General features: G+C 72.0%; 18 protein-coding genes. 8 read left to right on the top strand and 10 right to left on the bottom strand.

Features of this window, described 5'->3' with window-relative positions; genetic code table 11:
- Window positions 1-60 precede the first annotated feature (60 nt).
- The 4 genes from ASC54_RS06290 to ASC54_RS06275 form a co-directional block, all read right to left on the bottom strand.
- Entirely contained in the window at window positions 61-1,299 is a 1,239-nt protein-coding gene (locus tag ASC54_RS06290) for a GAF domain-containing protein (protein WP_156376745.1), read from the bottom strand.
- A 132-nt stretch (window positions 1,300-1,431) separates the two neighbouring features.
- Window positions 1,432-2,301, bottom strand: coding sequence for a bifunctional 2-polyprenyl-6-hydroxyphenol methylase/3-demethylubiquinol 3-O-methyltransferase UbiG (locus ASC54_RS06285; protein WP_055897443.1), 870 nt, complete (start codon window positions 2,299-2,301; stop codon window positions 1,432-1,434).
- A 12-nt stretch (window positions 2,302-2,313) separates the two neighbouring features.
- Window positions 2,314-5,235, bottom strand: coding sequence for a UPF0182 family protein (locus tag ASC54_RS06280; protein WP_200932274.1), 2,922 nt, complete (start codon window positions 5,233-5,235; stop codon window positions 2,314-2,316).
- Between the two features lie 133 nt (window positions 5,236-5,368).
- The gene (locus tag ASC54_RS06275) at window positions 5,369-6,481 is read right to left on the bottom strand and encodes a PDZ domain-containing protein (protein WP_055897440.1); all 1,113 of its coding nucleotides are present in this window, start codon (window positions 6,479-6,481) and stop codon (window positions 5,369-5,371) included.
- Between the two features lie 82 nt (window positions 6,482-6,563).
- On the opposite strand from ASC54_RS06275, the gene ASC54_RS06270 reads away from it, so the two are divergent.
- Window positions 6,564-7,961 (top strand): zinc-dependent metalloprotease, encoded by a 1,398-nt coding sequence (locus ASC54_RS06270; protein WP_055897437.1) that lies wholly within the window; start codon window positions 6,564-6,566, stop codon window positions 7,959-7,961.
- Between the two features lie 34 nt (window positions 7,962-7,995).
- Complete coding sequence (locus ASC54_RS06265) at window positions 7,996-8,796, top strand: hypothetical protein (protein ID WP_055897434.1); 801 nt, start codon at window positions 7,996-7,998, stop codon at window positions 8,794-8,796.
- Here the strand turns inward: ASC54_RS06265 and ASC54_RS06260 are convergent.
- Both ASC54_RS06260 and nudC read right to left on the bottom strand, forming a co-directional pair.
- Entirely contained in the window at window positions 8,768-10,522 is a 1,755-nt protein-coding gene (locus ASC54_RS06260) for an ATP-dependent helicase (protein ID WP_055897431.1), read from the bottom strand. The genes ASC54_RS06265 and ASC54_RS06260 overlap by 29 nt on opposite strands.
- Window positions 10,519-11,457, bottom strand: a complete 939-nt coding sequence (gene nudC / locus ASC54_RS06255; protein ID WP_055897428.1) for an NAD(+) diphosphatase — start codon at window positions 11,455-11,457, stop codon at window positions 10,519-10,521. The genes ASC54_RS06260 and nudC overlap by 4 nt, the downstream gene beginning before the upstream one ends.
- Before the next feature lie 75 nt (window positions 11,458-11,532).
- Here nudC and ASC54_RS06250 point away from each other — a divergent pair, with 75 nt between their 5' ends.
- Window positions 11,533-12,675, top strand: coding sequence for a phosphotransferase (locus ASC54_RS06250; RefSeq protein WP_055897425.1), 1,143 nt, complete (start codon window positions 11,533-11,535; stop codon window positions 12,673-12,675).
- Window positions 12,676-12,690: 15 nt separating this feature from the next.
- On the opposite strand, the gene ASC54_RS06245 is transcribed toward ASC54_RS06250, so the two are convergent.
- Both ASC54_RS06245 and ASC54_RS06240 read right to left on the bottom strand, forming a co-directional pair.
- On the bottom strand, window positions 12,691-12,951 hold the full coding sequence (locus ASC54_RS06245) for a hypothetical protein (protein ID WP_156376744.1): 261 nt from the start codon (window positions 12,949-12,951) through the stop codon (window positions 12,691-12,693).
- A gap of 95 nt (window positions 12,952-13,046) precedes the next feature.
- The gene (locus ASC54_RS06240; RefSeq protein WP_055897417.1) at window positions 13,047-14,567 is read right to left on the bottom strand and encodes an APC family permease; all 1,521 of its coding nucleotides are present in this window, start codon (window positions 14,565-14,567) and stop codon (window positions 13,047-13,049) included.
- 147 nt (window positions 14,568-14,714) lie between these two features.
- On the opposite strand from ASC54_RS06240, the gene ASC54_RS06235 reads away from it, so the two are divergent.
- Window positions 14,715-15,527: an acetoacetate decarboxylase family protein gene (locus ASC54_RS06235; RefSeq protein ID WP_055856282.1), complete on the top strand. Its 813-nt coding sequence runs from the start codon at window positions 14,715-14,717 to the stop codon at window positions 15,525-15,527.
- A 68-nt stretch (window positions 15,528-15,595) separates the two neighbouring features.
- Here ASC54_RS06235 and ASC54_RS06230 read toward each other — a convergent pair whose 3' ends face one another.
- The gene (locus ASC54_RS06230) at window positions 15,596-16,945 is read right to left on the bottom strand and encodes a glutamine synthetase family protein (RefSeq protein WP_055856284.1); all 1,350 of its coding nucleotides are present in this window, start codon (window positions 16,943-16,945) and stop codon (window positions 15,596-15,598) included.
- 95 nt (window positions 16,946-17,040) lie between these two features.
- On the opposite strand from ASC54_RS06230, the gene ASC54_RS06225 reads away from it, so the two are divergent.
- Window positions 17,041-17,751: a type 1 glutamine amidotransferase gene (locus ASC54_RS06225; RefSeq protein ID WP_055897414.1), complete on the top strand. Its 711-nt coding sequence runs from the start codon at window positions 17,041-17,043 to the stop codon at window positions 17,749-17,751.
- A 314-nt stretch (window positions 17,752-18,065) separates the two neighbouring features.
- On the opposite strand, the gene ASC54_RS06220 is transcribed toward ASC54_RS06225, so the two are convergent.
- Window positions 18,066-19,307 (bottom strand): cytochrome P450, encoded by a 1,242-nt coding sequence (locus ASC54_RS06220; protein WP_055897411.1) that lies wholly within the window; start codon window positions 19,305-19,307, stop codon window positions 18,066-18,068.
- Between the two features lie 162 nt (window positions 19,308-19,469).
- Here ASC54_RS06220 and ASC54_RS06215 point away from each other — a divergent pair, with 162 nt between their 5' ends.
- The 3 genes from ASC54_RS06215 (at window position 19,470) to ASC54_RS06205 (ending at window position 22,428) form a co-directional block, all read left to right on the top strand.
- Window positions 19,470-19,967 carry a MarR family winged helix-turn-helix transcriptional regulator gene (locus tag ASC54_RS06215; RefSeq protein WP_055897410.1) on the top strand — a complete coding sequence of 166 codons (498 nt, stop codon included), beginning with the start codon at window positions 19,470-19,472 and terminating at the stop codon, window positions 19,965-19,967.
- An 83-nt stretch (window positions 19,968-20,050) separates the two neighbouring features.
- Window positions 20,051-21,514 (top strand): aldehyde dehydrogenase, encoded by a 1,464-nt coding sequence (locus ASC54_RS06210; RefSeq protein WP_055897403.1) that lies wholly within the window; start codon window positions 20,051-20,053, stop codon window positions 21,512-21,514.
- A 2-nt stretch (window positions 21,515-21,516) separates the two neighbouring features.
- Window positions 21,517-22,428 (top strand): catechol 1,2-dioxygenase, encoded by a 912-nt coding sequence (locus ASC54_RS06205; RefSeq protein ID WP_055897400.1) that lies wholly within the window; start codon window positions 21,517-21,519, stop codon window positions 22,426-22,428.

Genomic DNA, 22,428 nt, shown 5'->3' with positions numbered 1-22,428 from the left:
GGCTGGAGCATCCGTCGAATCGGGGCCGCGCCGCACCGATGCCGGCGCGCTCCGGACGGCTCAGGAGGCGCGGGCGAACTCGGCCTCCGCCGCCCACACGACCTCCTGGGCGCGGCGGGCGAGGCTCATCAGCAGGCCGCGCTCGGCCGCGGTCACCCCCGTGCGCGGCTCGCGATCGATCACGCAGACCGCTCCGACCGGGCGGCCGTCGGCGCCCTCGATCGCGGCGCCGGCGTAGAAGCGGATGCCGTCGGGCTCGGTGACGAGCGGGTTGTCGGCGAAACGCGCGTCACGCTGAGCGTCGAGCACGATGAGCGGCTCGTCCAGCTCGACGGCGTAGAGGCAGAAGGAGTCCTGGATGGGCACGCTGTCGGTCGCGTGACCGGTGCGCGCGACGTGCCACTGGCGGTCGGGCCCGAGCACCGTCACGAGAGCGGAGGGAGCCCGGAACGCCGCGGCGGCGACCGTGACGATCCACTCGAGGCGGGCGCGGTGCTGCGAGAGCGCGAGCACGAGGAGGTCGTTGCGCGCGGCATCGGCCGCGTCGAGCGATCGACGGCGGGCGACGGGCACGCCGACGACGCGGTCGAGCTCGTCCATGAGGGACGCCGCGAGGAGGGTCCCGGTCAGGGCGTAGTCGCCGCGCGCGACGGCGGGGTCGGGAGCGACCCCGTGCGCGGGCGATGCCGGGAGGCGGACGACGTCGATGCCGGACTCGGTCGCGATGCGGGAGCGCAGGATCTCGTTGAGCTCGACCGCCCGGCGCTCGGCCCAGCCGAGCACGGCGCCGTGGAGCCCGGCGATCTCGCCCATCTCGGGGATCTCGAGCACGACCAGGCGCGTCGCCCAGCCCGCCGTCGCCCGCCAGCCCTCGAGCAGCTCGTGGATCGCGTCGCGCCAGGCACGGGAGGTCTGGCCGGAGAGCACGTCCGCTCCCCCGAGGACCACGACGACGACGTCGTAGCGGCCGGGCGAGGCCGGTCGGAGCTCGCGCGCGATGTCGGCGAGGCCCCAGCGGTGGTCGGCGAGGACGTCGACGACGGCGCCGCGCCCCGTTCCCGCGCGGAGCGCGCGAGCGACCGAGCCCGGCAGGGCGAGCTCGTGGGAGGCGACGCCCCAGCCCACGGCGGCGCCCGCGCCGACGAGCAGGACGCGGTCGGGCGAGGGGCCGTCGGCGACCGCGCGCGGGCCGTCGATGGGGCGCGGAGTGGAGTCGCGGACGTCGGAGGCCCACGCCTCCCACGCGCGGAGGACGGGCCGCAGCGACACCGCCATGGCGTCGGCGAGATCTGTGGACATGAGCACCTCCCGGGTCGGGTTGCGCTCAGGCTAGGCCCGCGCGGGCCTCCGACCGAGTGTCCTCCGTTTGGAGGACAGAGCGGATGTTCGCATTGCGAACGGACCGGGCGCGCCCCCGCCCTTGGGCCGTCGTCAGTCGGCCCGACGCGTCGCGCCGAGGCTCATCCCCAGCGGGATCATCGACTCGCCCGGCATGCGCCACATCCCGCTCTCGTCGCGCTCGCACACCGAGAAGATCCTCCACGGGACGGCGTCATGCTCGTGCAGGAAGTCGATGGCGAGACCCGCCTCGATGAGGTCGGTGACCGTGCGGCCGAGGGGGTGCAACCATTCGACGGTGCGGGAGTTCGCGAGCGTCGCGTCGGGGTCGGCGTAGTCGCCGCCCTCGTCGAGCGAGAGCCCCTCCTCGAGGAAGTAGCCGTAGGCGGGCAGCGGGAACGGCGCGCCGTCGATCGGGACGCTTCCGGCCGCGTCGTCGAAGACGAAGGCGGTCGGATGCCCGTCGGCGAAGTACAGCCGCCCGCCGGGCTTCAGGAACCAGGCGATGATGCGCGCCCACTCGGCGGTGTCGGGCAGCCAGCCGATCGTGCCCCACGTCGTGTAGACGACGTCGAAGCCCTCCGGGTCGGGCAGGCGGTGGCGGGCGTCGTACAGGTCGGCGCAGACGAATCGCGTGCGCTCGTCGAGGCCGAGCTCGGTCGCGAGCTCGCGCGCGGCGCGGATGGCGGGCATCGAGAAGTCGATGCCGACGACCTCGGCGCCGCGCTGCGCGAGCACGAGCGAGTCGGCGCCGAAGTGGCACTGCAGGTGGAGCACTCGCAGACCCGCCCAGCCGTCGGGCGCGATGCGGGGCAGCTCCGCCTCCTCGATGGAGTAGAGCCGCCCCTCGCCGCGCCTCAGGGGCGCGAGGTCGTAGAACTCGCTGCCGAGGTGCACGGGGACCTTCTCATCCCAGTGCGCGCGGTTGAGGGCGACCCACTCGGGCTCGACGTCGGCTCCCACTCCGGACGACCCCTAGGGCTGCTGCTCGCTCAACGCGAAGAGCCGCTCAAGGGCCGTCTGCAGCCGCTCATCCGCCTCGGCGGCCGCCACGAGGTCGTTCGCCGCGTAAGCCGCCTCGCGCTCCAGGAGCGCCGCTCGGGCCTCCTGCAGCGCCGCCTCGAAGTCGAGGTCCGGCTCGGCCGGCGCCTCGGGGTCGGTCGGCTGCTCGGGGTCGGTCGGCGCCTCGGGGTCGGTCGGCGGCAGCGGGTCGACCGGGTCGACGTCGCCGTCGCCGGCCTCCGCGCCCGACTCGCCGCCGAAGAGGCTGTCGAGGGCCTGATCGAGCGTGTCCTCGAAGGCGATCTCGTTGCCGAACGCGACGAGGACCTTGCGCAGGAGCGGGTAGCTCGTGCCTCCGGTCGACTGCACGTAGACCGGCTGGACGTAGAGCAGACCGCCGCCGACGGGGAGAGTCAGCAGGTTCCCGCTGATGACCTCGGTCTCGCCCTGGCGCAGCAGGTTGAGCTGCTGGCCGACGTTCGCGTCGGAGTCGAACTGGTTCTGCACCTGGCCGGGGCCGGGCACCGTCGTCTGCCGGGGCAGGGTCAGCAGCGTGAGCTTGCCGTAGTCGTCGCCCGCATCGGCGTTCGCCGCGAGGTAGCCGTAGAGCACGTTGCGGCTGTTGCCGCCCGACGAGGCGGGGATGAACGTGGAGTACAGCGTGAACGCGGGACTCTCGGTGCCGGGCACCTGCATCGTCAGGTAGTACGGCGGCTGGAGCGTCGGGTTCGTCGCGGGCGAGCCGGGATCATTGGGCGTGACCCACTCGTCGTCGCGCGAGAAGAACGAGCCCGCGTCGGTCACGTGGTACTCGCCGAGGATGTCGCGCTGCACCTTGAACAGGTCGGCGGGGTAGCGGACGTGGTCGAGGAGCTCGTCGCTCATCTCGCTGATCGGCTCGAGAGTGGACGGGAAGATCTTCTGCCACGTCTGCAGGATCGGGTCCTCGGTGTCCCACGCGTAGAGCGTCACCGAGCCGTCGTAGGCGTCGACCGTGGCCTTCACCGAGTTGCGGATGTAGTTGATGTCGTCGATCGGGAAGGTCGGCGTGGGCGTGTACGTGTCGGCGATCGCGGCCGAGAGCGGCACCGAGGTCGAGTACGGGTAGCTCGCCGAGGTCGTGTAGCCGTCGACGATCCACTGGATGCGCCCGTCGACGATCGCCGGGTACGGGTCGCTGTCGAGCGTCAGGTACGGGGCGACCTTCTGCACGCGGTCGAGCGGGTTGCGGTCGTAGAGGATCTGCGAGTCGTCGTTGACGGCGTCGGAGAGGAAGATCTGCTCGGACTGGAACTTGATCGCGTACAGCAGCTTCTTGAAGGCGTTGTCGAGCGCGGGCCCGCCCTCGCCCGTGAAGGTGTATGTGCGGTTGCCGGAGGTGTCGTCCTCCTCGCCGCCCTCGGACGGGTAGTCGAGCTCGAGCGCCGGAGCGCCCTCGGGAGCGCCGACGATCGAGTACTCGGGCGAGGTCTCGCCGAAGTAGATGCGCGGCTCGTACTCGCCGACCGACTCCGAGAGGGGGCCGCTGGCGGGGATGCCCGACTCGAGGAAGAGCGGCTGGCCGTCGTCGGCGCGCTGGTTGCCGTAGGCCGCGACGACGCCGTAGCCGTGCGTGAACACGATGCGGGAGTTGTACCAGCTCTCCTCCGTCTGCTCGTTCGGGGTGAGCTCACGGACGGAGATGACGGTGTCCTGCGTCTGGCCGTCGACCTCGTAGCGGTCGACGTCGAGATACGTCGGGAACCCGTAGTAGGGGCGGAACTGCTCGAGCTGCGCGAACGCGTCGGTCACGAGCGCGGGGTCGATGATGCGGATGTTCGCGGTCGTCTCCGCGTCCTCCCGCAGCGCGCCCTCCTCGGCGCTCGTGGTCGCCGCGTAGGGCACCTCCTCGATGCCGGAGATGCCGTAGGCGTCGCGCGTCGCCTCGATGTTGCGCTCGATGTACGGCGCCTCGAGCGAGCGAGCGCTCGGTTCGACCTGGAAGCGCTGGACGATCCACGGGTAGACGCTGCCGACCAGCAGGCCCGACACGATGAGCAGCGCGGTGCCGACGATCGACAGGCGCCAGCGGCCGATGATCGCCGTGACGATGAAGAGGATGGCGATGAGCGCGGCGATCCCGGCGAGGATCTGCCGGCCCGGGATGGTCGCGAAGACCTCGGTGTAGCCGGCGCCCGCAGCGAGGAAGCCGTCGCTCGGCTGGACGAGGGCCGCGTACTGATCGAGCCAGATCGAGACCGCCTGCAGGGCGATGTAGACCGCCGCCGTCGCGGCGAGCTGGATGCGCGCGGTGCGGGAGATGCGGACCTCGCGCCCCGTGAATCGGATCGCGCCGTAGAGGTAGCTCGTCGCGACCGCGGCGATGGCGGAGAGCAGCACGGCTCCCGAGGCGAAGGCGACGACGCCGCGCCAGAACGGGAGCTCGTAGACGTAGAAGGAGATGTCGAGGCCGAACTGCGGGTCGACGTCGCCGAAGGGCGTGCGGTTGATCCACTGCAGGACCATCGGCCAGCGGCTCGCCGCCGCGACGCCCGCGAAGAGCCCCAGGACCGCCGGGATGCCCAGCATCGCGACCCGGCGCAGCGGTTCGACGACCTCCTGGTAGCGATCGAGCTGGCTGGAGAGCTTGGCGTAGACGGGGCGCGATCGGTACGCGATCTGGAGGCTCGCGAACACCGGCAGGAACATGCCGAGGAAGCCGACCGCGAACATCCCCGCTGTGGCGAACCACTGCGTCGTCAGCACCGGAAGGTAGCCGAGCTGGTCGAACCACAGCACGTCGGTGTAGAAGTTCGCGAAGACGAAGAAGAGCACGACGATGACGGCGAGGATGCCGGCCGAGATCGCGAGAGTCGCCCGGCTTCGGGTGGCGGGCGGCGGTGCGGTGGACGTCACGGAGGGTCTCCCAGGAGTCGGGTGGCGAGCCCCGCCAGACTATCGGGCGCAACCTTGGCGGCACCCCCGCGCTCGAGCGGTGTTCGCTCAGGGCGCGGGGCCCTCCTCCGCCGCTCCCGGTCGGCGCGTCGGGCTACGAACCGCAGCGGGCGAGGGCGTCGCGATCAGCGTCGTCGGCGATCGTCTGCAGGACGCCGATCGCCTCGTCGAGGGTCGCGACCCGGAAGACCTCGAGGCCCTCGGGGATGCTCCCCACGACCTCGTCGCAGTTGCCGGCCGGCGCGAGGAACACCTCGGCGCCCGCGTCGACGGCTCCGTACATCTTCTGCACGATGCCGCCGATCGGGCCGACAGTGCCGTCGGCGGCGATCGTGCCCGTGCCGGCGACCTCCGCCCCGCCCGCCAGCGAGCCGGGGGTGAGCTTGTCGATGATCCCGAGGGCGAACATCATGCCGGCGCTCGGACCGCCCACGTTCGACAGCTCGATGTCGACCTCGAACGGGAACTCGTAGTCGCCCGCTACGAGGACGCCGATCACGGGCACGCGGTTCTCGCCCTCGCTCAGGCGCGGGGTCACCTCGACGGTGAGCTCCCGGCCGTCGCGCTCGACGCCGAGCAGCACCGGCGACCCCGTGCCGTTCTCCGCGATCGCGGCGCGCAGCGCCGTGACATCCCGCACCGGCTCGCCCTCGATCGAGAGGATGACGTCGTCGGCCTCGAGGACGCCGACGGATGCGCCGCCCTCCTGCGCCTCGACGACGTACAGGCGGCTCTCGTAGGGCTCGCCGATCGCGCGCAGGGCCGCGGCGACGGCCTCCTGCTGGGAGTTCTCCATCTCGATGCGGCTCTGCTCGCGGCGGTCGTCGGTCGAGAGACCCGGGGGGAAGACGGATTCGAGCGGCACGACGGACTGCTCGGGATCGAGCCAGGCGGTGGCGACCTCGAACCACGAGGGCTGCGCCTCCGGGTTGCCGAGCACGTTCACGGTCAGCAGGCTGAGCGAGCCCTCGGTGGGGTAGGTGGGCTCGCTGGGGATCGTGATGAGCGGAACCTCCTCGCCGTCGACCGAGACCGTTCCGAGGGTGTCGAAGACCGGGCCGGGCCGCTCGATGACGTAGGGCGAGGGCAGCACGGCCATGCCGAGCACGCCGAAGACGGTCACGGCGAGCAGCAGCCAGCCGATGCGGCGGCCGCGCGATCGCGCGTCGTCCTGCTCGGCGTCGGCCCCGTCGGTGAAGAGCGACACGGGTTGTTCCTCTCGAAATCCGGCCGTCAGCCTACGGCGAAACCCGGCCGGAGAGCGCGGGCGCCGCACTAGCGTAGGCGGCATGGCTGACGATTCCCTCGGCGGCGCCGAGGACGAGTTCCGCGAGATGATGCGCAGGTTCCTGGCGGGAGAGGGCGACATCGACCCCGCGAGGCTCGCCGGAGCCGCGGGGCTGCCGGCCGACCCCGCCATGGTCGCGCGGCTCATGGGCCAGCTGCAGCGGGCGATGAGCGCGCAGACGGAGGGCATCGACGAGAAGCTCGCGCGCGAGGAGGCCGGCCGCATCGCCGCGACCGGCGCCGTCACCCCCACCGCCGCCGAGCTCGAAGCGCTGCGTCAGTCGCTCCACGTCGCCGCGCTCTGGCTCGACGAGGCGACGAGCATCACGCAGCTGACGGCCGAGCCCTCCCTGATCTCACGCGCCGACTGGGCGCGGCAGACGCTCCCGGTCTGGAGCCAGCTCGCCGAGCCCGTCGCGCTCTCGATCGCCGACGCCCTCACGCAGGCCCTGGACACCCAGGTGCCGGAGGAGCTCAAGGCCATGATGGGCGACGCCACGGGCATGATGCGCTCGCTCGGCGGCACGCTCTTCACCCTCCAGCTCGGGCACGTCGTCGGCCAGCTCGCAGCCGAGGTCGTCTCGGGCGGCGACATCGGTATCCCGCTCCTCCCGGGCCGCGACGACCACGACGTGCAGGCGGCGCTCCTGCCGCAGAACGTCGCGGCGTTCGCGCAGGGCCTCGACATCCCCCTCGACCAGGTGCACCTCTACCTGTCGGTGCGCGAGCTCGCCCACGCCCGCCTCTTCCGGCACGCGCGCTGGCTGCGCGCGCACCTCATCAGCGCGATCACCGACTACGCGCACGGCATCAGCATCGACGCCTCCAGCATCGAGAGCGTCGCTGCCGACTTCGACCCCGCGAACCCCGAGAGCCTGCGCGAGGCGCTCACGAGCGGCGCGCTCATCCCGCCGAAGACGGAGTCGCAGCTCGCGGCGCTCGCGCGGCTCGAGACGACCCTCGCCCTCATCGAGGGCTGGGTCGACGTCGTCACCGCCGACGCGACCGCGCGCCTGCCCCGGGCGGATGCGGCGGCCGAGACCGTGCGCCGGCGCCGGGCCGCGGGCGGGCCGGCCGAGTCGGCCTTCGCGACACTCGTCGGGCTCGAGCTGCGCCCGCGGCGCCTCCGCGAGGCGGCCGCGTTCTGGCGCGCGATCACGGACGCCGTCGGCGCCGCCGCCCGCGACGACCTCTGGGGCCACCCCGACCTGCTGCCGACCGCGGAGGACATCGACGACCCGTCGCGCATCATCGCGGGGATCCAGGCCGGGCCCGTCGACGACGATGCCTTCGACCAGGCGCTCAGTGAGCTGCTCGCGGGCGAGGGCGACCGCCCCGTCGAGGGCGCTCCGGGCGAGGAGCCGACCGAGGGCGACGACGAGGGCCCTGTGCACAACTGAGGCCCCGCGGGGAGCCGCCGCGCATCATGTGCGCATGGTTCTGCGCATCGATCCGCGTCGCCCCCTCGTGTGGCGCACGCCGCACAGCATCCAGATCGGCGTCGACCCCGTCGTCGCGATCATCGACCCCGTGGACGACGGCGACGCGCGGCTGATCGCCGCCCTTGCGACGGGCGTCACGCGCAGCGGGCTCGGGATGCTCGCCTCGACCCTCGGCGTGGCCGCGAGCCGCGTCGACGAGCTGCTGACCGCGCTCGAGCCCGCGTTCACCGCCCCGCCCGTCGCCGCCGTGCGACGCGTGGCCGTGATCGGTGCGGTGCCGGCCGCGGGGCGGATCGCGCGCATCGTGGCCGATGCCGGGCATCCGGTCATCGCCGCCGCGCACGGCGCGGGGGTCCTCGACGAGTCGATCGACGCCGCCGTGCTCGTCAGCCACCACGTCATCGACCCGACCGAGCACCTCGCGTGGCTGCGCCGCGACATCGTGCACGTGCCCGTCGTGATCGGCGAGCAGTCCGCGACCGTCGGCCCGCGCGTCGAGCCGGGCTCGACGCCGTGCCTGGCCTGCGTCGATCAGGCGCGCACCGCCGCCGACCCCGCGTGGCCCGCCATCGAGGCGCAGCTGTGGGGCCAGGAGGCGCACGCCGATGCGCCGATGCTCGCGACCGAGGCCGCGATCGAGGTGCTGCGAGTGCTGCGCGAGCGGGACGCCGCGAGCGTGCGCATCGACGCCGTCACCGGCCGCCGCCACCGCCGGACGTGGGCGCCGTCGGCGCGCTGCGGCTGCCGCGGTCTCGATCTCGGCCTCAGCGCCGCGCAGCCCCTCGCCGGCTGACGCCGCCGGTCGCACCGACGGGCGGGGAGCCGGGGGCGCGCACCTCGTCGAGGAAGCGGCTCGGCGACCGCTCGGCGCGGCTCGCGCTCGGGCGCTGGGCCCACGAGAGCTCGAGCGCCCGCCTGGCGCGCGTGATGCCGACGTAGAACAGGCGGCGCTCCTCGTCGACGGCCTCGAGGCTCGTCGCGAACGTGATCGGCACGGTGCCCTCGCTGAGGCCGACGATGTAGACCGCATCCCACTCCAGGCCCTTCGCGGCGTGGAGGGTGGAGAGGGTCACGGCCGAGCGCGCGGGCGCGTGCTGCTGCTCGGCGCGGCGCTGCAGCTCGCGCACGAAATCGGCGAGCGTCGTGCCCGCGGGCGACTCCTCGGCGAGACCGAGGAGGGCGGTGAGGCTCTCCCACCGCGAGCGCTCGGCGCCGCCGCCCTCGGGAGGGTCCTGCCGCCAGCCGAGACCGCGCAGGACATCGCTCACGCTCTTGAACAGCGGCTCGTCGCCGATCGAGATCGCGGCGCCGCGCAGCAGCATGATCGCCTGCCGCACCTCGGGCTGGTCGAAGTAGCGGCTGTTCGCGCGGGTCTGCACGGGGATGCCCGCGCGGCGCAGGGCGGCCTCGAGCGCAATCGACTGCGTGTTGATGCGGAACAGCACGGCGATCGACTCGGGGCTCGCGCCGTCGGCGATGCGCCGCGCGATCGACTCGGCCACCGCGGCCGACTCCGAGGCGTCGTCCGGGTGCGCCGACACCGTCGGCGCGGGTGAGGCGGCGCCGGCCTCGCGGGCCGCCGCGCGCAGCGTGAGCGCGCCGGGACGCCCGCGCATCAGCCGATTGGCGAGCGTCACGATCGGCTCGGTCGATCGATAGTTGTCCTCCAGCCGCACCACGCGCGCGTCGGGGAACTCGCTGCCGAAGCGCACGAGGTAGTCGCTCGACGCGCCCGCGAACGAGTAGATCGTCTGGGAGGCGTCGCCGACGACGCACAGCTCGCGCCGGCCGCCCAGCCAGAGCGAGAGGAGGTCGTGCTGAAGGGGCGAGACGTCCTGGTACTCGTCCACGACGAAGAAGCGGTACTGCTCGCGCACCTGCTCGGCGACGCGCGGCTCGACCTCGAGCATCCCGGCCGTGGCGAGCAGGACGTCCTCGAAGTCGATCTGGCGCCGTTCATCCTTGATCGCCTCGTACTGGCGGTGCAGGTCGACCATGGCGGAGACGGGCAGGCGCGCGGGCATCGTGCGACTCTCGGCGGCGCGCGCGTACTCGTCGAGCGACAGGCGCGAGACCTTGCGCCACTCGATCTCGGCGGCGGCGTCGCGGAGCGCCGCGGTGTCGAGACCCAGCCTGAGCGAGGACGCCGCCTGGCCGATGAGCGGCCCCTTGCCGTCGAGCACGCGCGGCGGCGACCCCCCGACGACGGTCGGCCAGAAGTAGTGGAGCTGCCGCAGGGCCGCGGAGTGGAAGGTGCGGGCCGAGACGCCGTCAGCACCGAGCGCCCGCAGCCGGCCCACGAGCTCGCCGGCCGCGCGCGCGGTGAAGGTGAGCGCCATCACGCGCGAGGGGTCGTAGGCGCCCGTCGCGACGCCGTACGCGATGCGGTGGGTGATCGCGCGGGTCTTGCCCGTCCCGGCGCCGGCGAGCACGCACACGGGGCCGAGCAGGCTCTCGGCGACGACGCGCTGCTGGTCGTCGAGCTGGGCGAGCAGACGATCGGGGTCGGGGCCGGTCATGCGTCGATCGGGCCCCCGTACCAGTCCTCGATGATCGCGCGGGCGATCGAGGTGCGCCCCGGCAGGGCGATGTCGTCGAGCGCCGCGGCGAGCTCCTCGCGGCTGAACCAGCGCAGGTCGAGGATCTCGGTGCCGTCGGGGCGCAGCTCGTGCTCGAGCGACGGGTCGAGGCGCGCGCGGAAGCCGAGCATGAGCGAGGCGGGGAACGGCCACGGCTGGGAGCCGACGTAGACGGGGTCGACGACGCGGAGCCCCGACTCCTCGCGCACCTCGCGCACCACGGCGGCCTCGAGCGACTCCCCCGGCTCGACGAAGCCCGCGAGCAGCGAGAACCGATTGGCCTCCCACTGAGCGTTCGAGCCGAGCACGATGCGGTCGTCGACGTCGGTCACGGCGACGATGATCGCCGCGTCGGTGCGCGGGAAGAGCTCGCGGCCCGTCTCGACGTCCACGCGCACCCAGCCGCCGCGACCGGGCTGGGTCGGGTTGCCGGTGAGGGGGGAGAAGGCGTGGACCGCGTGCCAGTTCGCGATGCCGAGCGCCTCGACGGCGAGACCGGCGTCGCGGTCGCCGAGCGCGTGGCCGAGCGAGCGGGGATTCCCCCAGCGGGCGATGTCGGCGGCGAATCCGGTCGCGCGGTCGTCGTCGAGCACGACGGCGACGACGGCGGCGCCGGCCGGGAGGTCGGGCGCGTCGTCGGTCGAGCGCCCGAGGTAGATGCGCAGGGCATCCGACGGCGCCGCCTGCACCGGGAGGAGGGCGAGGGCCGGCGCGTCGCCCGCCGAGAGCAGGACCTCGCCGCGCCACACCGCCAGGATGCGCGTCGTCGGCTCGGCCCACAGCTCGTCGAACAGCCTCGGCCGCGTCCGCGAGGCGTCATCGCGGTCGATGCGATAGCGCGAGAGCGGCAGCGACGAGGTGAGCGAGAACTGCATGGATGCCTCCAACTGCCGGGTGGGAACTGCGTGGCGCAGGGCGGCCGGGGGGTGCCCGCCGCCTACCCTGGGGGCATGGCCAGATCCCCTCTCACTCTAGCCGCGCTCGCCACGGCGGCCGTTCCGGGACTGGACGTCACGCACGCCTCGCGCCTCGGCTCCTCCCCCGGGCGCGACGTCGACGCCGCCGTGCTCACGAGCCGCGACGGGCGGCACCTCGTCATCCGCGTTCCGCGCACCGAGCCGGCCGAGGCCGAGCAGTCGGCCGATCTCGTCGCGCTGCGGGCGCTCAGCGACGGCGTGCGCTCGCGGCTGCCGTTCGCCGTGCCGCGGCTCGTCGGTCAGACCCCGGTCGGCGGCACGCGCGCGATCGTGCACGAGTTCGTCGATGGCGATCCGGTGGCCCTGGAGTCGATCACGCCGGGGCTCGCCTCCTCGATCGGGCGGGCCATCGCCGCCGTGCACGCGCTGCCCACGAGCGTCGTCGCCGACGTCGGGCTGCCCCAGCTGCGGGCGATCGACGTCATGCGCGAATCCCTCGCGACCCTCGACCGCGCGAGCGAGACCGGGCTTGTGCCCGCGGGGCTGCTTCGGCGCTGGGAGCTCGCGAGCGAGGACCAGTCGCTCTGGCAGTTCACGCCCACCGTCATCAACGGAGGTCTCTCGGCCGGGTCGTTCCTCTCGATCGGCGAGACCGTCACGGGCGTGCTCGGCTGGTCGCGCCTGCAGATCGCCGACCCCGCCCGCGACCTGTTCTGGCTGCTCGGCTCGGCCGACGCCGCCGTGCCCGAATCGGCCTTCGAGGCATACCACGAGGCCCGCGGCATCCACGATCGCGAGCTCGCCCGACGCGCCGTCTTCGCCGCCGAGCTCGAGGTCGCGCGCTGGCTGCTGCACGGCACGACGACCCGCAGCACCGAGGTCACCGACGACGCCGTCGAGATGCTGCACGCTCTGCTCGACCGCGTGCACCGCGACATGACGAACCCCCTCACGATGGAGCAGGATCGCCCGGCGTCGCTCACGGACGCGCACGACCTCGCCGAGCTCGGCGCGCCCGAGGCTGCTCGGATCGCGACGCAGCCCGCGGGGCCGTCGTCCGCGAGCCCGGCATGGGCGGGGTCGACCGCATCGGGGGCCTCGGGCGGCTCGCCCGCGAGCCCCGGCTCGAACGGCAGCGCGGCGACTCCGCCGACGCCGCCCACGCCCCGCGACTAGCGCGCCGCGCGCCGGCTACTCGTCGGCGGCGATCCGACGCGCGATGAGGGCGCGGCCGCGCTGCACGGCGCGGACGAGCTCCTGCTGGCGGATGCCCAGCTCCTGCGAGACATCGGAGTAGCTGCGCTTCTCGAGCAGGATCCCGCCGAGCGGCGCCCGCAGCTCGGGCGGCAGCTGCGAGATGCGCCCGACGAGCTCGTCGTAGCCGAGCGCGTCGACCGCCGAGTCGTCGATGTCGTGCTCGGGCGTGACGTCGAGGTCGAAGTCGTCGGACATGCGCGGAACCTCCGGGAGGGATAGGGGGCCGGGCGGCGCGAGCCGGAGCGCGCGCCGCCCGACCGGGCGGAGCATCCGAGCCTAGGTGCTGGCGGCTAGGACGCGAAGTCGCGCACGAGCTGCTCGTTCTCCTTCTTGTTCACGATCGCGACGGCGTAGCCGACGGCGAGCGCGATGAACGGCAGGAGCACGAGGAACCAGCCGAGCGCGTTGAGCTGGAAGGCGCTCTCGGGCAGCGTCGGGTCGACGCCGTCGGGCACGGTGCCGGCGAGCAGGTTGAAGCGCGACATCACCAGGTAGAGGCCGAGCACCAGCAGCACGGCGGAGAGCGCGGGCGCGATCGTGGTCTTCCACATCGAGCCGCCGCCCTCCCGGCGGAAGTAGACGATGATCGCGATCGAGACCAGGATCTCGACGACGATCACCGACATCGCCGTGATCGAGCTCATCCAGAAGAAGAGGTTCGCGACCGGGTCGAGGCCCGCGACCGCGAAGACGATCATCACGAGGAGGGCGAGCGCCGACGTGATGACGACCCCGCCCACCGGGGCACCCGCGCGGTTGGTCGTCGCCGCGCGCTGCGGCAGCACCCCGCCGCGCCCGAGGGCGAAGAAGTAGCGCGCCGCGGCGTTCTGGAAGGCCAGGAGGCCGGCGAAGAGGCTCGTGATCACGAGCACGGTCATGATCGTGACGAGCCAGCCCCCGACGTACTGCTCGGTGAGGCTGAACAGCACTCCCGCGGGGTTCACGAGAGGGTTGCCGTCGGCGTCGGCCGAGCGGGTGACGACCTCGTCGATGATGCCGCTCGCTCCCATGCCGGTCACCATGCCGAACGAGACGATGGCGAAGAGGATGCTGATGGTCGAGATCGCGATGTAGGTCGCGAGGGGGACGGTGCGCTTCGGGTCACGCGACTCCTCGCCGTAGATCGCCGTCGCCTCGAAGCCGATGAAGCTCGCGAGGGCGAAGGCGAGGGCGATGCCGGCGCCCCCGGCGAACCCGCCGGCGAAGATGTTCTCGGGGCTGAAGGAGGCCGCGATGTTCCAGCCCTCGGGGCCGCCATCGGCGAGCATGGCGATCGCGGCGACGAGCAGAGACAGGAGCTCGAGGACGAGCAGCACGCCGAGCACCTTCGCGCCGATGTCGACGGTGAGGAGCGACAGGCCGGTGACGAGCACCCAGGCGAGGATCGACCAGAGGTACCAGGGCAGGTCGAGGCCGAGCTCGGCCATCGTGCCGGCGACGAGACCGCCGAAGAAGCCGTAGATGGCGAGCTGGATGGTGACGTAGGTGAGGATCGACACGAACGCCGAGGCGACGCCCGCGTTCACTCCGAGGCCCTTGCCCACGTAGGCGAAGAAGGCGCCGGAGTTCGTCACGCGGTTGCTCATCGCGGCGTAGCCCACGCTGAACAGCAGCAGGGTGAGGCCGACGACGAGGTAGGCGCCCGGGGTGCCCGCGCCGTTGCCGACGAGCATCGCGACGGGGACGGCGCCCGTGATGCCCACGAGGGGGGCGGATGCCGCGACGACGAAGAAGACGACGCCGATGACGCCGAGTCGGCCGGCTCGGAGCGAGGAGCGCTCGGTCGTGGCCGTGGGGGTGGAATAGGTCATGTCCAGAACTCCTCATTGAGCAGGGCTGATCGTTTGGGCCTAAACGACTGATTCACAGAATGGCCCTCGCTCCTCCCTCCGTCAAGCAGCGGCGCTCGGCGATTTTCCCTATCGTTTGTTTGCGAACGAATGGGTACGCTGAAGCGCATGGCAGACCTGAACGGCTTCATGGCCCCGAAGACCCCCTCCGGCGCGAGCGCGATCGTGCCCGACATGCCCTGGTACTACTCGGGCACGCTGCTGACCGCCGAGTACCGCACCGACCCCGAGAGGGTCGCCGCCCTCCTGCCCGAGGGACTCGAGCTCGCCGACGAGGATCCGGGCGCCGTCGCGCTCATCTGGGCCGACTGGCAGTCGTGCTCGGCCTCGGGCGCCGAGCTGCTCGACCCGCAGCGCTCGCAGTACCTCGAGACCTTCGCCGTCGTGCGCGTGAAGCACGAGGGCGTCACGTACACGCGGTGCGTCGCCATATGGGTCACGAAGGACTTCGCGATCGCGCGCGGCTGGTTCCAGGGCTACCCGAAGAAGCTCGGCTCGATGGCCGTCACGCGCGTCATGAACGTCGGCCGTGCCGCGCCCCGCCTCGCGCCCGGCGCGAGGATCGGCGCGTCGCTCGCGGCGTACGACCACCGCCTCGCCTCGCTCGTCGTCACCCTCGAGGCCGAGAGCGAGAGCAACGGCTTCGTGAACGGGCACCCCATGCTGCATTCGCGGTGGATGCCCTCCATCACGCCCGGCGCCGGCAACAGCTTCGACCAGCTCATCACCATGAGCACGACCGACGCCGAGATCGGCGCGACCTGGCGCGGCGACTTCGAGCTCGAGCTGCACGACTCCCCCTGGGACGAGCTCGCGTCGATCCTGCCGATGCGCGAGAAGATCGGCGCATACTACCGCGAGGTCGGCGTGACGTTCAACGGCGGAACGCTCGTGAAGGACTTCTCGAACCCGGCGATCTAGATCAGGGCGAGAAAGGCGAGGGGCCCGGGAGCGTCGCTCCCGGGCCCCTCGCATCTGATTCCCTCGATCTACAGGTCGAGGAAATACTCTTTGACCTCCCACTCGGTGACGTCGCGCGTCCAGGGGTCGTCCACGGCCTCGGTGTAGCGCTCGATCTCGTCGCGCTTCATGACCTCGAAGACGTCGACGAGCGGGCCGCCGAGCAGCTCGATGAGAGCGCTGTCGGCGCGCAGGGCATCCAGCGCATCGCCGAGCGACATGGGCAGGATCTCCTGCGTCTCGTCCTCGTAGGAGTACCCGACGGCCGCGGGCGGCGCGTCGAGCTCGCGGCGGATGCCGTCGAGACCGGCCGCGAGGATCGCCGCGGTCATGAGGTACGGGTTGGCCGCGCCGTCGGCGAGGCGCACCTCCAGGCGCGTGCCCGACCCGCGCTCGGGCGGGATGCGCAGCATCGCGCTGCGGTTGTCGTAGCCCCAGTTCGCGCGGTACGGGGCGAGGGTGTCGGGGCCGAGTCGCTTGAAGGCGTTGATGGTCGGGTTGCAGAGCGCCGTGAGCGCGGGGGCGTGCGCGACGATGCCCGCGATCATGCGCTGGGCGAGCACGCTCAGGTCGTGACCCTCGTGCATGAGGTTCTCGCCCTCGGCGCTCTCGAGCGAGACATGCAGGTGGAAGCCGCTGCCGCCCTCGTCGCTCCAGGGCTTGCCCGAGAACGTCGCCGCCTGGCCGAGGCGCGCGATGAGGTCCTTCACGCCGGCCTTGAGCATGAAGATGCGGTCGCACGCGTCGAGCGCCTCGCCGTGCCAGATGTTGATCTCGTACTGGCTCGGGCTGAACTCGTGGTTGCCCGCGAAGACCCCGATGCGCAGCTGGTCGAGCATGCGCAGCAGGTGCAGGAAGGTGCCCTTGGGGTCGACGGTCGCGCCGCTCGTGTAGACGCGGCCGGGCTGCGTGAGCGCGCGGCGGAACGAGCCGTCCTCGTTGCGGTCGGCGATGTAGAACTCGAGCTCGGGGCCCACGACGGGCGTGAGGCCGAGCGCGCGGTACTCGCCGACGATGCGCTCGAGCAGGGTGCGCGGCGCGAACTCGTTCGGCGTCATGTCGGGGTTGTTGGCGCCCGCGACGACGTAGGCGACGCCCGGCTCCCACGGCAGAGCGCGCCAGCTCTCGGGCACGATCTGGGTGACGAAGTCCTCGAGCCCGTCGCTCAGCACGTCGCCGCCGTCGAGCACGCCGCCCTGGGTGGTCGTGACCCACACGCCCTGGCAGAAGGTCGGGCCGCCGTGGCTCACCTTGTCGAGCTGGCTGACGAGCAGATCCTTCGAGCGGACCGTGCCGATGATGTCGGCGTAGACGACGCGGAGCACGTCGATGCCCGCCTCCGTGAGCTCGCTCTGCAGGTTGACGAGGCTCCGACTCATGTGCGACTCCCTTGTGGCACTCGTGATCCGGCTCTGGATCGTTCGGCTTCAAACGATACAGTAGGCACCCGGCGCCGTCGATGAGGAGGTCCCCGTTGCGAGTCCTGTTCGTGCAGCACGATCATGTGAGCCCGCTCGGCCCCGTCGGCGAGCGATTCGCCCACCACGGCTTCGACGTGGACGCCTTCCTCGTCGTGCCGGAGGAGAGCTTCCACTCCCCCGACATCGCCGTCGACTTCCCCGACCTGGCCGACTACGACGTCGTCGTGCCGCTCGGCGCCCCGTGGGGCGCGTGGGACGACGCGTGCATCGGCACCTGGCTGCGCGCCGAGCTCGACTGGCTCGGCGAGGCGGTGCGGGGCGGGATGCCCGTGCTCGGGATCTGCTTCGGCGGCCAGCTCGTCGCGCGCGCGCTCGGGGGCTCGGTCGCGCCCGCGCCGAAGAGCGAGATCGGGTGGACGGCCATCTGGAGCGACGACCCGTCGCTCGTCGGGCCCGGCCCGTGGTTCCAGTTCCACTTCGACCGCTGGACTCTTCCGCCCGGCGCCGTCGAGATCGCGCGCACCCCCGTCGCCTCGCAGGCGTTCACGATCGAGCGGACCCTCGCGGTGCAGTTCCACCCCGAGCTCGACGCCGCCGGGCTGACGGGCTGGCTCGACTGGGGCGGCGTCCGCGCGGTCGCGGAGGACGGCCAGGACCCGGCGATCATGCTCGCGCAGACGCGCGCCGAGGAGGCCGCCGCGCGCGAGCGCACCTTCGCGCTCGTCGACGCGTTCCTGACGCGCGTCGCGCTGCTCGTCCCCTGAGACGGGAGGCCGATCGGGCGCGCTCGCGAGCGCGCGTGCATCCCGCGGACCCGGTGCACCGCACCCCGGGCGCGCCGACTCCCCCGCACTGCGCCCTCACTGCGCAACTCAGGAACTCCGGCAGCGACCGCCGCGCTTTACCGCGGAAACGTGCGGGACATCGGCGCGCCCTGCCGGATCCGTCCTGAGTTCCGCATGTTCGGCGCGCGCAGGGGCGCTCGCAGGCGGCCGCCCGCAGGCGCGCGCCCGCGACCTGACGCACGCCGCGGGCCCGACCCGTGCGACCCGCCGACGCCCTGCGCGGAGCGCCGGGGTCAGACGACGCGGACGGGCATCCGCTTGATGCCGTGCACGAAGTTGCTGCGCAGGTAGTCGATGTCGCCCGTGCGCTCGAGGACGACGTCGCGCGTGAGGAGGTCCTCGAACATGATGCGCAGCTCGATGCGCGCGAGCGCGTTGCCGAGGCACATGTGCGGGCCGCCGCGGCCGAACGACATGTGCTCGTTGGGGTTCCTCGTCACGTCGAAGCGGTACGGGTCCTCGAAGATCGCGTCGTCGCGGTTGCCGGAGGCGAACCACGTGACGACCTTCTCGCCCTCCGTGATCTCGGTCCCCGCGAACTCGACGTCCTTCGTCGCCGTGCGCCGGAAGTGGTAGACGGGCGAGGCGAAGCGCAGGAACTCCTCGATCGCCCACGGGATGAGCGAGGGGTCGTTCTTGAGCAGCGCGAGCTGGTCGGGGTTGTTCAGCAGGTTGCTCATCGAGTGCGTGATCGTGTGGCGCGTCGTCTCGTTGCCGGCCACGACGAGCAGCAGGAAGTTGGTGTTGAAGTCGCGCTCGCTGAGCGGCACGCCGTCGCTCGGGACGCCGTTGGCGAGCAGCGACACGAGGTCGGTGCCGCCCTTCCCGAGACGCTCGGCCTTGAGGTGCTTGCCGTACTCGTAGACCTCGATCGCCGCGGGCGAGCGGAAGGGCACGTGCCGGTACGCCTCGCTGTCGGCCGAGCCGATGAGCACGTCGGCGTGCTCGGGGTCGGTGTTGCCGACCATCCGGTTGCCCCACTCGATGAGCTTGCCGGTGTCGCTGTCCGGTACGTCGAGGATGCGCGCGAGGACCCGGATCGGGAAGTCGGCGCTGACCTCCTCGACGAAGTCGAACTCGCCCTTGGCGAGCGCGGCGTCGAGCGTCTTCGCGGTGATGCCGCGAAGGAAGGTCTCGTACTTCGCGACCGCCTGCGGCGTGAACTCGCCCTGGAGCATCCGTCGCACGGCGCGGTGCCGGAGGCCGTCGGTCTCGAGCAGGGAGCGCCGCATCTCCTCCTGCTCGGCGTCGACCTCCTCGAGGTTCGTGAAGTGCGTGGAGGTGAAGGTCTCGGTGTCGCGCAGCACGCGCACGATGTCGTGGTATCGGGTGACCGACCAGAAGCCGCTGTTGGGGGCCTCCTCGGTCGAGAAGTGGAGGCCCGGAGTGCGCCGGAGCCCCTCGAAGACCTCCCACGGCGCCCCGTGGGCGAACAGGTCGAGGTCGGCGAGGGTGAGGGCTGTCGTCGTCGACATGGTGCGCCTGCTTTCGTCGGAGGCTGATTATTCGGATGCTAACAATCTTTGGCACCCCGCGTCGAGTGCCGATTCCCCCGGCGCGCCATCGCGACGCGGGCGCGGTCTCTCAGCACGTTTCGCGTCCGAATGAGGTTGGATGCTCGTGGAGAGGATCCATCGATGCCCAGCCCCCACACGCTCGCCGAGACGGAGCAGCAGGTCGCGCAGAAGCTCGGCGGCCTGCCCATCGACTTCGAGGCCATGGCCGTCGTGTCGAACCTCTTCCGCGCGGCCAACGCGACGCGCAACTACCTCGAGCGCACCGTGCTCGCCCCGCACGGCCTGTCGTGGACGGCCTTCGTCGTGCTCTGGGTGACCTGGATCTGGGAGCCGATCGAGACCCGCCAGATCGCCGAGGAGGGCGGCTTCTCGAAGGCCACCCTCACGGGCGTGCTCACGACCCTCGAGGCCAAGGGCCTCCTCGCCCGCGAGCGCAGTGCGACGGACGGCCGCCTCGTGGTCGTGTCGATGACCGAGGCGGGCCGCGCGCTCATGCTGACGCTCTTCCCCGAGTTCAACGAGCACGAGCGGACCATCGCGGGGGCGGCCGGCGACCGGCGCGTCGAGCTCGCCGTGCTGCTGCGCGCGGTGACGCTCGTCGTCGAGAAGGAGCGCTGAGCCTGTCGCGCGGAGGGCGATTCCGTTAGTATCGTCGCAGTCATTCGCATCCGAATGAATCGCCACTGCAAGGGAGCAGCCACGTGCACCAGGTGCAACTCGCGGGCCTGACGGTCGACACCCGACACGCGATCGGCGGCGAGCGCCTCGCATCGGCCGAGACCTTCGACAGCATCTCGCCCATCGACGGCTCGATCCTCGCGCACGTCTCCCGCGGCGGTGCCGCTGAGGTGGATGCGGCGGTCCAGGCCGCTCGCGCGGCCTTCCCCGCCTGGCGCGACCTCGGGCCCGAGGGCCGTGGCGAGCTGCTCCATCGCCTCGCCGACCTCGTGGAGGCGAACCTCGAGCCGCTCGCGAACCTCGAGACCCTCGACAACGGCTCGCTGCTGCGCAGCCACCTCCGCGGCGTCATGCCGCGCGTCGCCATGAACATCCGCTTCTTCGCCGACTGGGCGATGAACCGCCTGCACCACGAGGTGTGGCAGACCCGCGGGCACGACAACAACGTCTCGTGGGATCCCTCGGGCGTCGCCGCGCTCATCACGCCGTGGAACGCGCCCCTCATGCTCGCGACCTGGAAGATCGGCCCGGCGCTCGCGGCCGGCGACACCGTGGTGCTGAAGCCCGCGGAGTGGACGCCGCTCACTGCGAGCGTGTTCGCCGACCTCGCGAACGAGGCGGGCATCCCGGCCGGTGTGTTCAACGTCGTGCAGGGGTTCGGCGCAGAGGCGGGGGCCGCGCTCGTCGCCCACCCCGGCATCGCGCGCATCTCGTTCACCGGCTCGGTGCCGACGGCGAAGGCGATCGCGCGCGCGGCGGCCGACAACCTCACGCCCGTGAGCTTCGAGCTCGGCGGCAAGAGCCCGCTCATCGTCGCCGACGACGCCGACCTCGACCTCGCCGTCGGTCTCGCCGTCGAGCAGTACGACAACGCCGGCCAGGTGTGCCTCTCGGGCACTCGCCTGCTCGTGCACGAGGCCGTCGCCGAGCGCTTCGCCGAGGCCTTCGCCGCGCGCGCCGCCGCCCTGCGCCAGGGCGACCCGCGCGAGGAGGAGACCCAGATCGGGCCGCAGATCCACCGCGTGCACCTCGACCGCGTCGACGGCTTCGTGCAACGCGCTCGCGAGAGCGGCGCCCGCATCGCGTTCGGCGGCGGGCCGAACGAGGAGCTCGGCGGGCTCTACTACCGCCCCACGCTCGTCGTCGACGCCGCGCCCGACAGCGAGATCCTCACCGCCGAGGTCTTCGGGCCCGTGCTCGCGATGCAGACCTTCTCGACCGACGAGGAGGCCGTCGAGCTCGCCAACGGCACCGAGTTCGGCCTCGCCGCTGTCGTCGTCTGCGGCGACCGCGCGCGCGCCGAGCGCCTCACCAAGAACCTCGTCGCCGGCACGATCTGGGTCAACTGCTTCTTCGTGCGCGACCTCGCCGCGCCCTTCGGCGGGTCCAAGAAGTCGGGCATCGGCCGCGAGGGGGGCACGTGGTCCTTCGACTTCTACGCCGACGTCAAGAACACCGTCTACGCACCGACCGGTTGGAAGGAATAGTCATGGGAAGAGTCGTCGGAGCCGCCATCCTGGCTCACGTGCCCACCATCATGCTCCCGCAGGATGTCCGGTACGACCTCAACGAGGGGAAGGAGATCTCGCTCGTTCCCGGCCTCAAGCGGCTGCGCGAGGAGGTCATGGAGACCCTCGACTACGACACGGTCGTCGTGCTCGACTCGCACTGGGCGACGACCGTCGAGTTCGTCATCACCGCCCAGGCCGAGCGCAGCGGGCTCTTCACGAGCGAGGAGCTGCCGCGCGGCATGTCGCAGATCCCCTACGCGTTCAAGGGCGACCCCGAGCTCGCGAACCTCACCGCCGAGTACGACGAGAAGAACGGCACCTGGATCACGCCCATCAGCGACCCGCACCTGCCGATCTTCTACGCGACCGTCAACCTCTGGCACTACCTCGGCCGCGGGCTCGACAAGCGCTGGGTCAGCATGTCGGTCTGCCAGACGGCGGAGACGGAGGACTTCCTCCGCGCCGGCCGCGCCCTCGGCGAGGCCATCCGCGACAGCGACCGCAAGGTGCTGCTGCTCGCCTCCGGGGCGCTCTCGCACACCTTCTACAAGCTGCGCGACCTGCGGGCGCACGAGTCGAGCGACCCCTCGCACATCTACAGCCCGGAGGCCCGCGAGGCCGACCTCGAGCGCATCGAGTGGATGAAGGCCGGCGACCACGCGCGCATCCTCGACACGATGGACGAGTTCAAGAGGTACAAGCCGGAGGCCAACTTCAGCCACTGGCTGACGATGGCCGGCGCGACCGGCGAGGGCGCCAACACCGCGCCGGGCGTCCTGTACTCGGAGTACGAGAACTCGATCGGCACGGGCCAGGTGCACGTGTACTTCGCCGAGCCCGAGGGAGGGTTCCCGCAGCCGCGCGACCTCGTCCTCTCGCGGGAGCGCTGA

Source organism: Yonghaparkia sp. Root332 (genome assembly GCF_001425665.1).
In the GTDB taxonomy this organism is placed as follows: domain Bacteria; phylum Actinomycetota; class Actinomycetes; order Actinomycetales; family Microbacteriaceae; genus Microcella.
The sequence above is the reverse complement of the archived record's forward strand: the minus strand, read 5'-3'. Positions and strand labels throughout refer to the sequence as shown.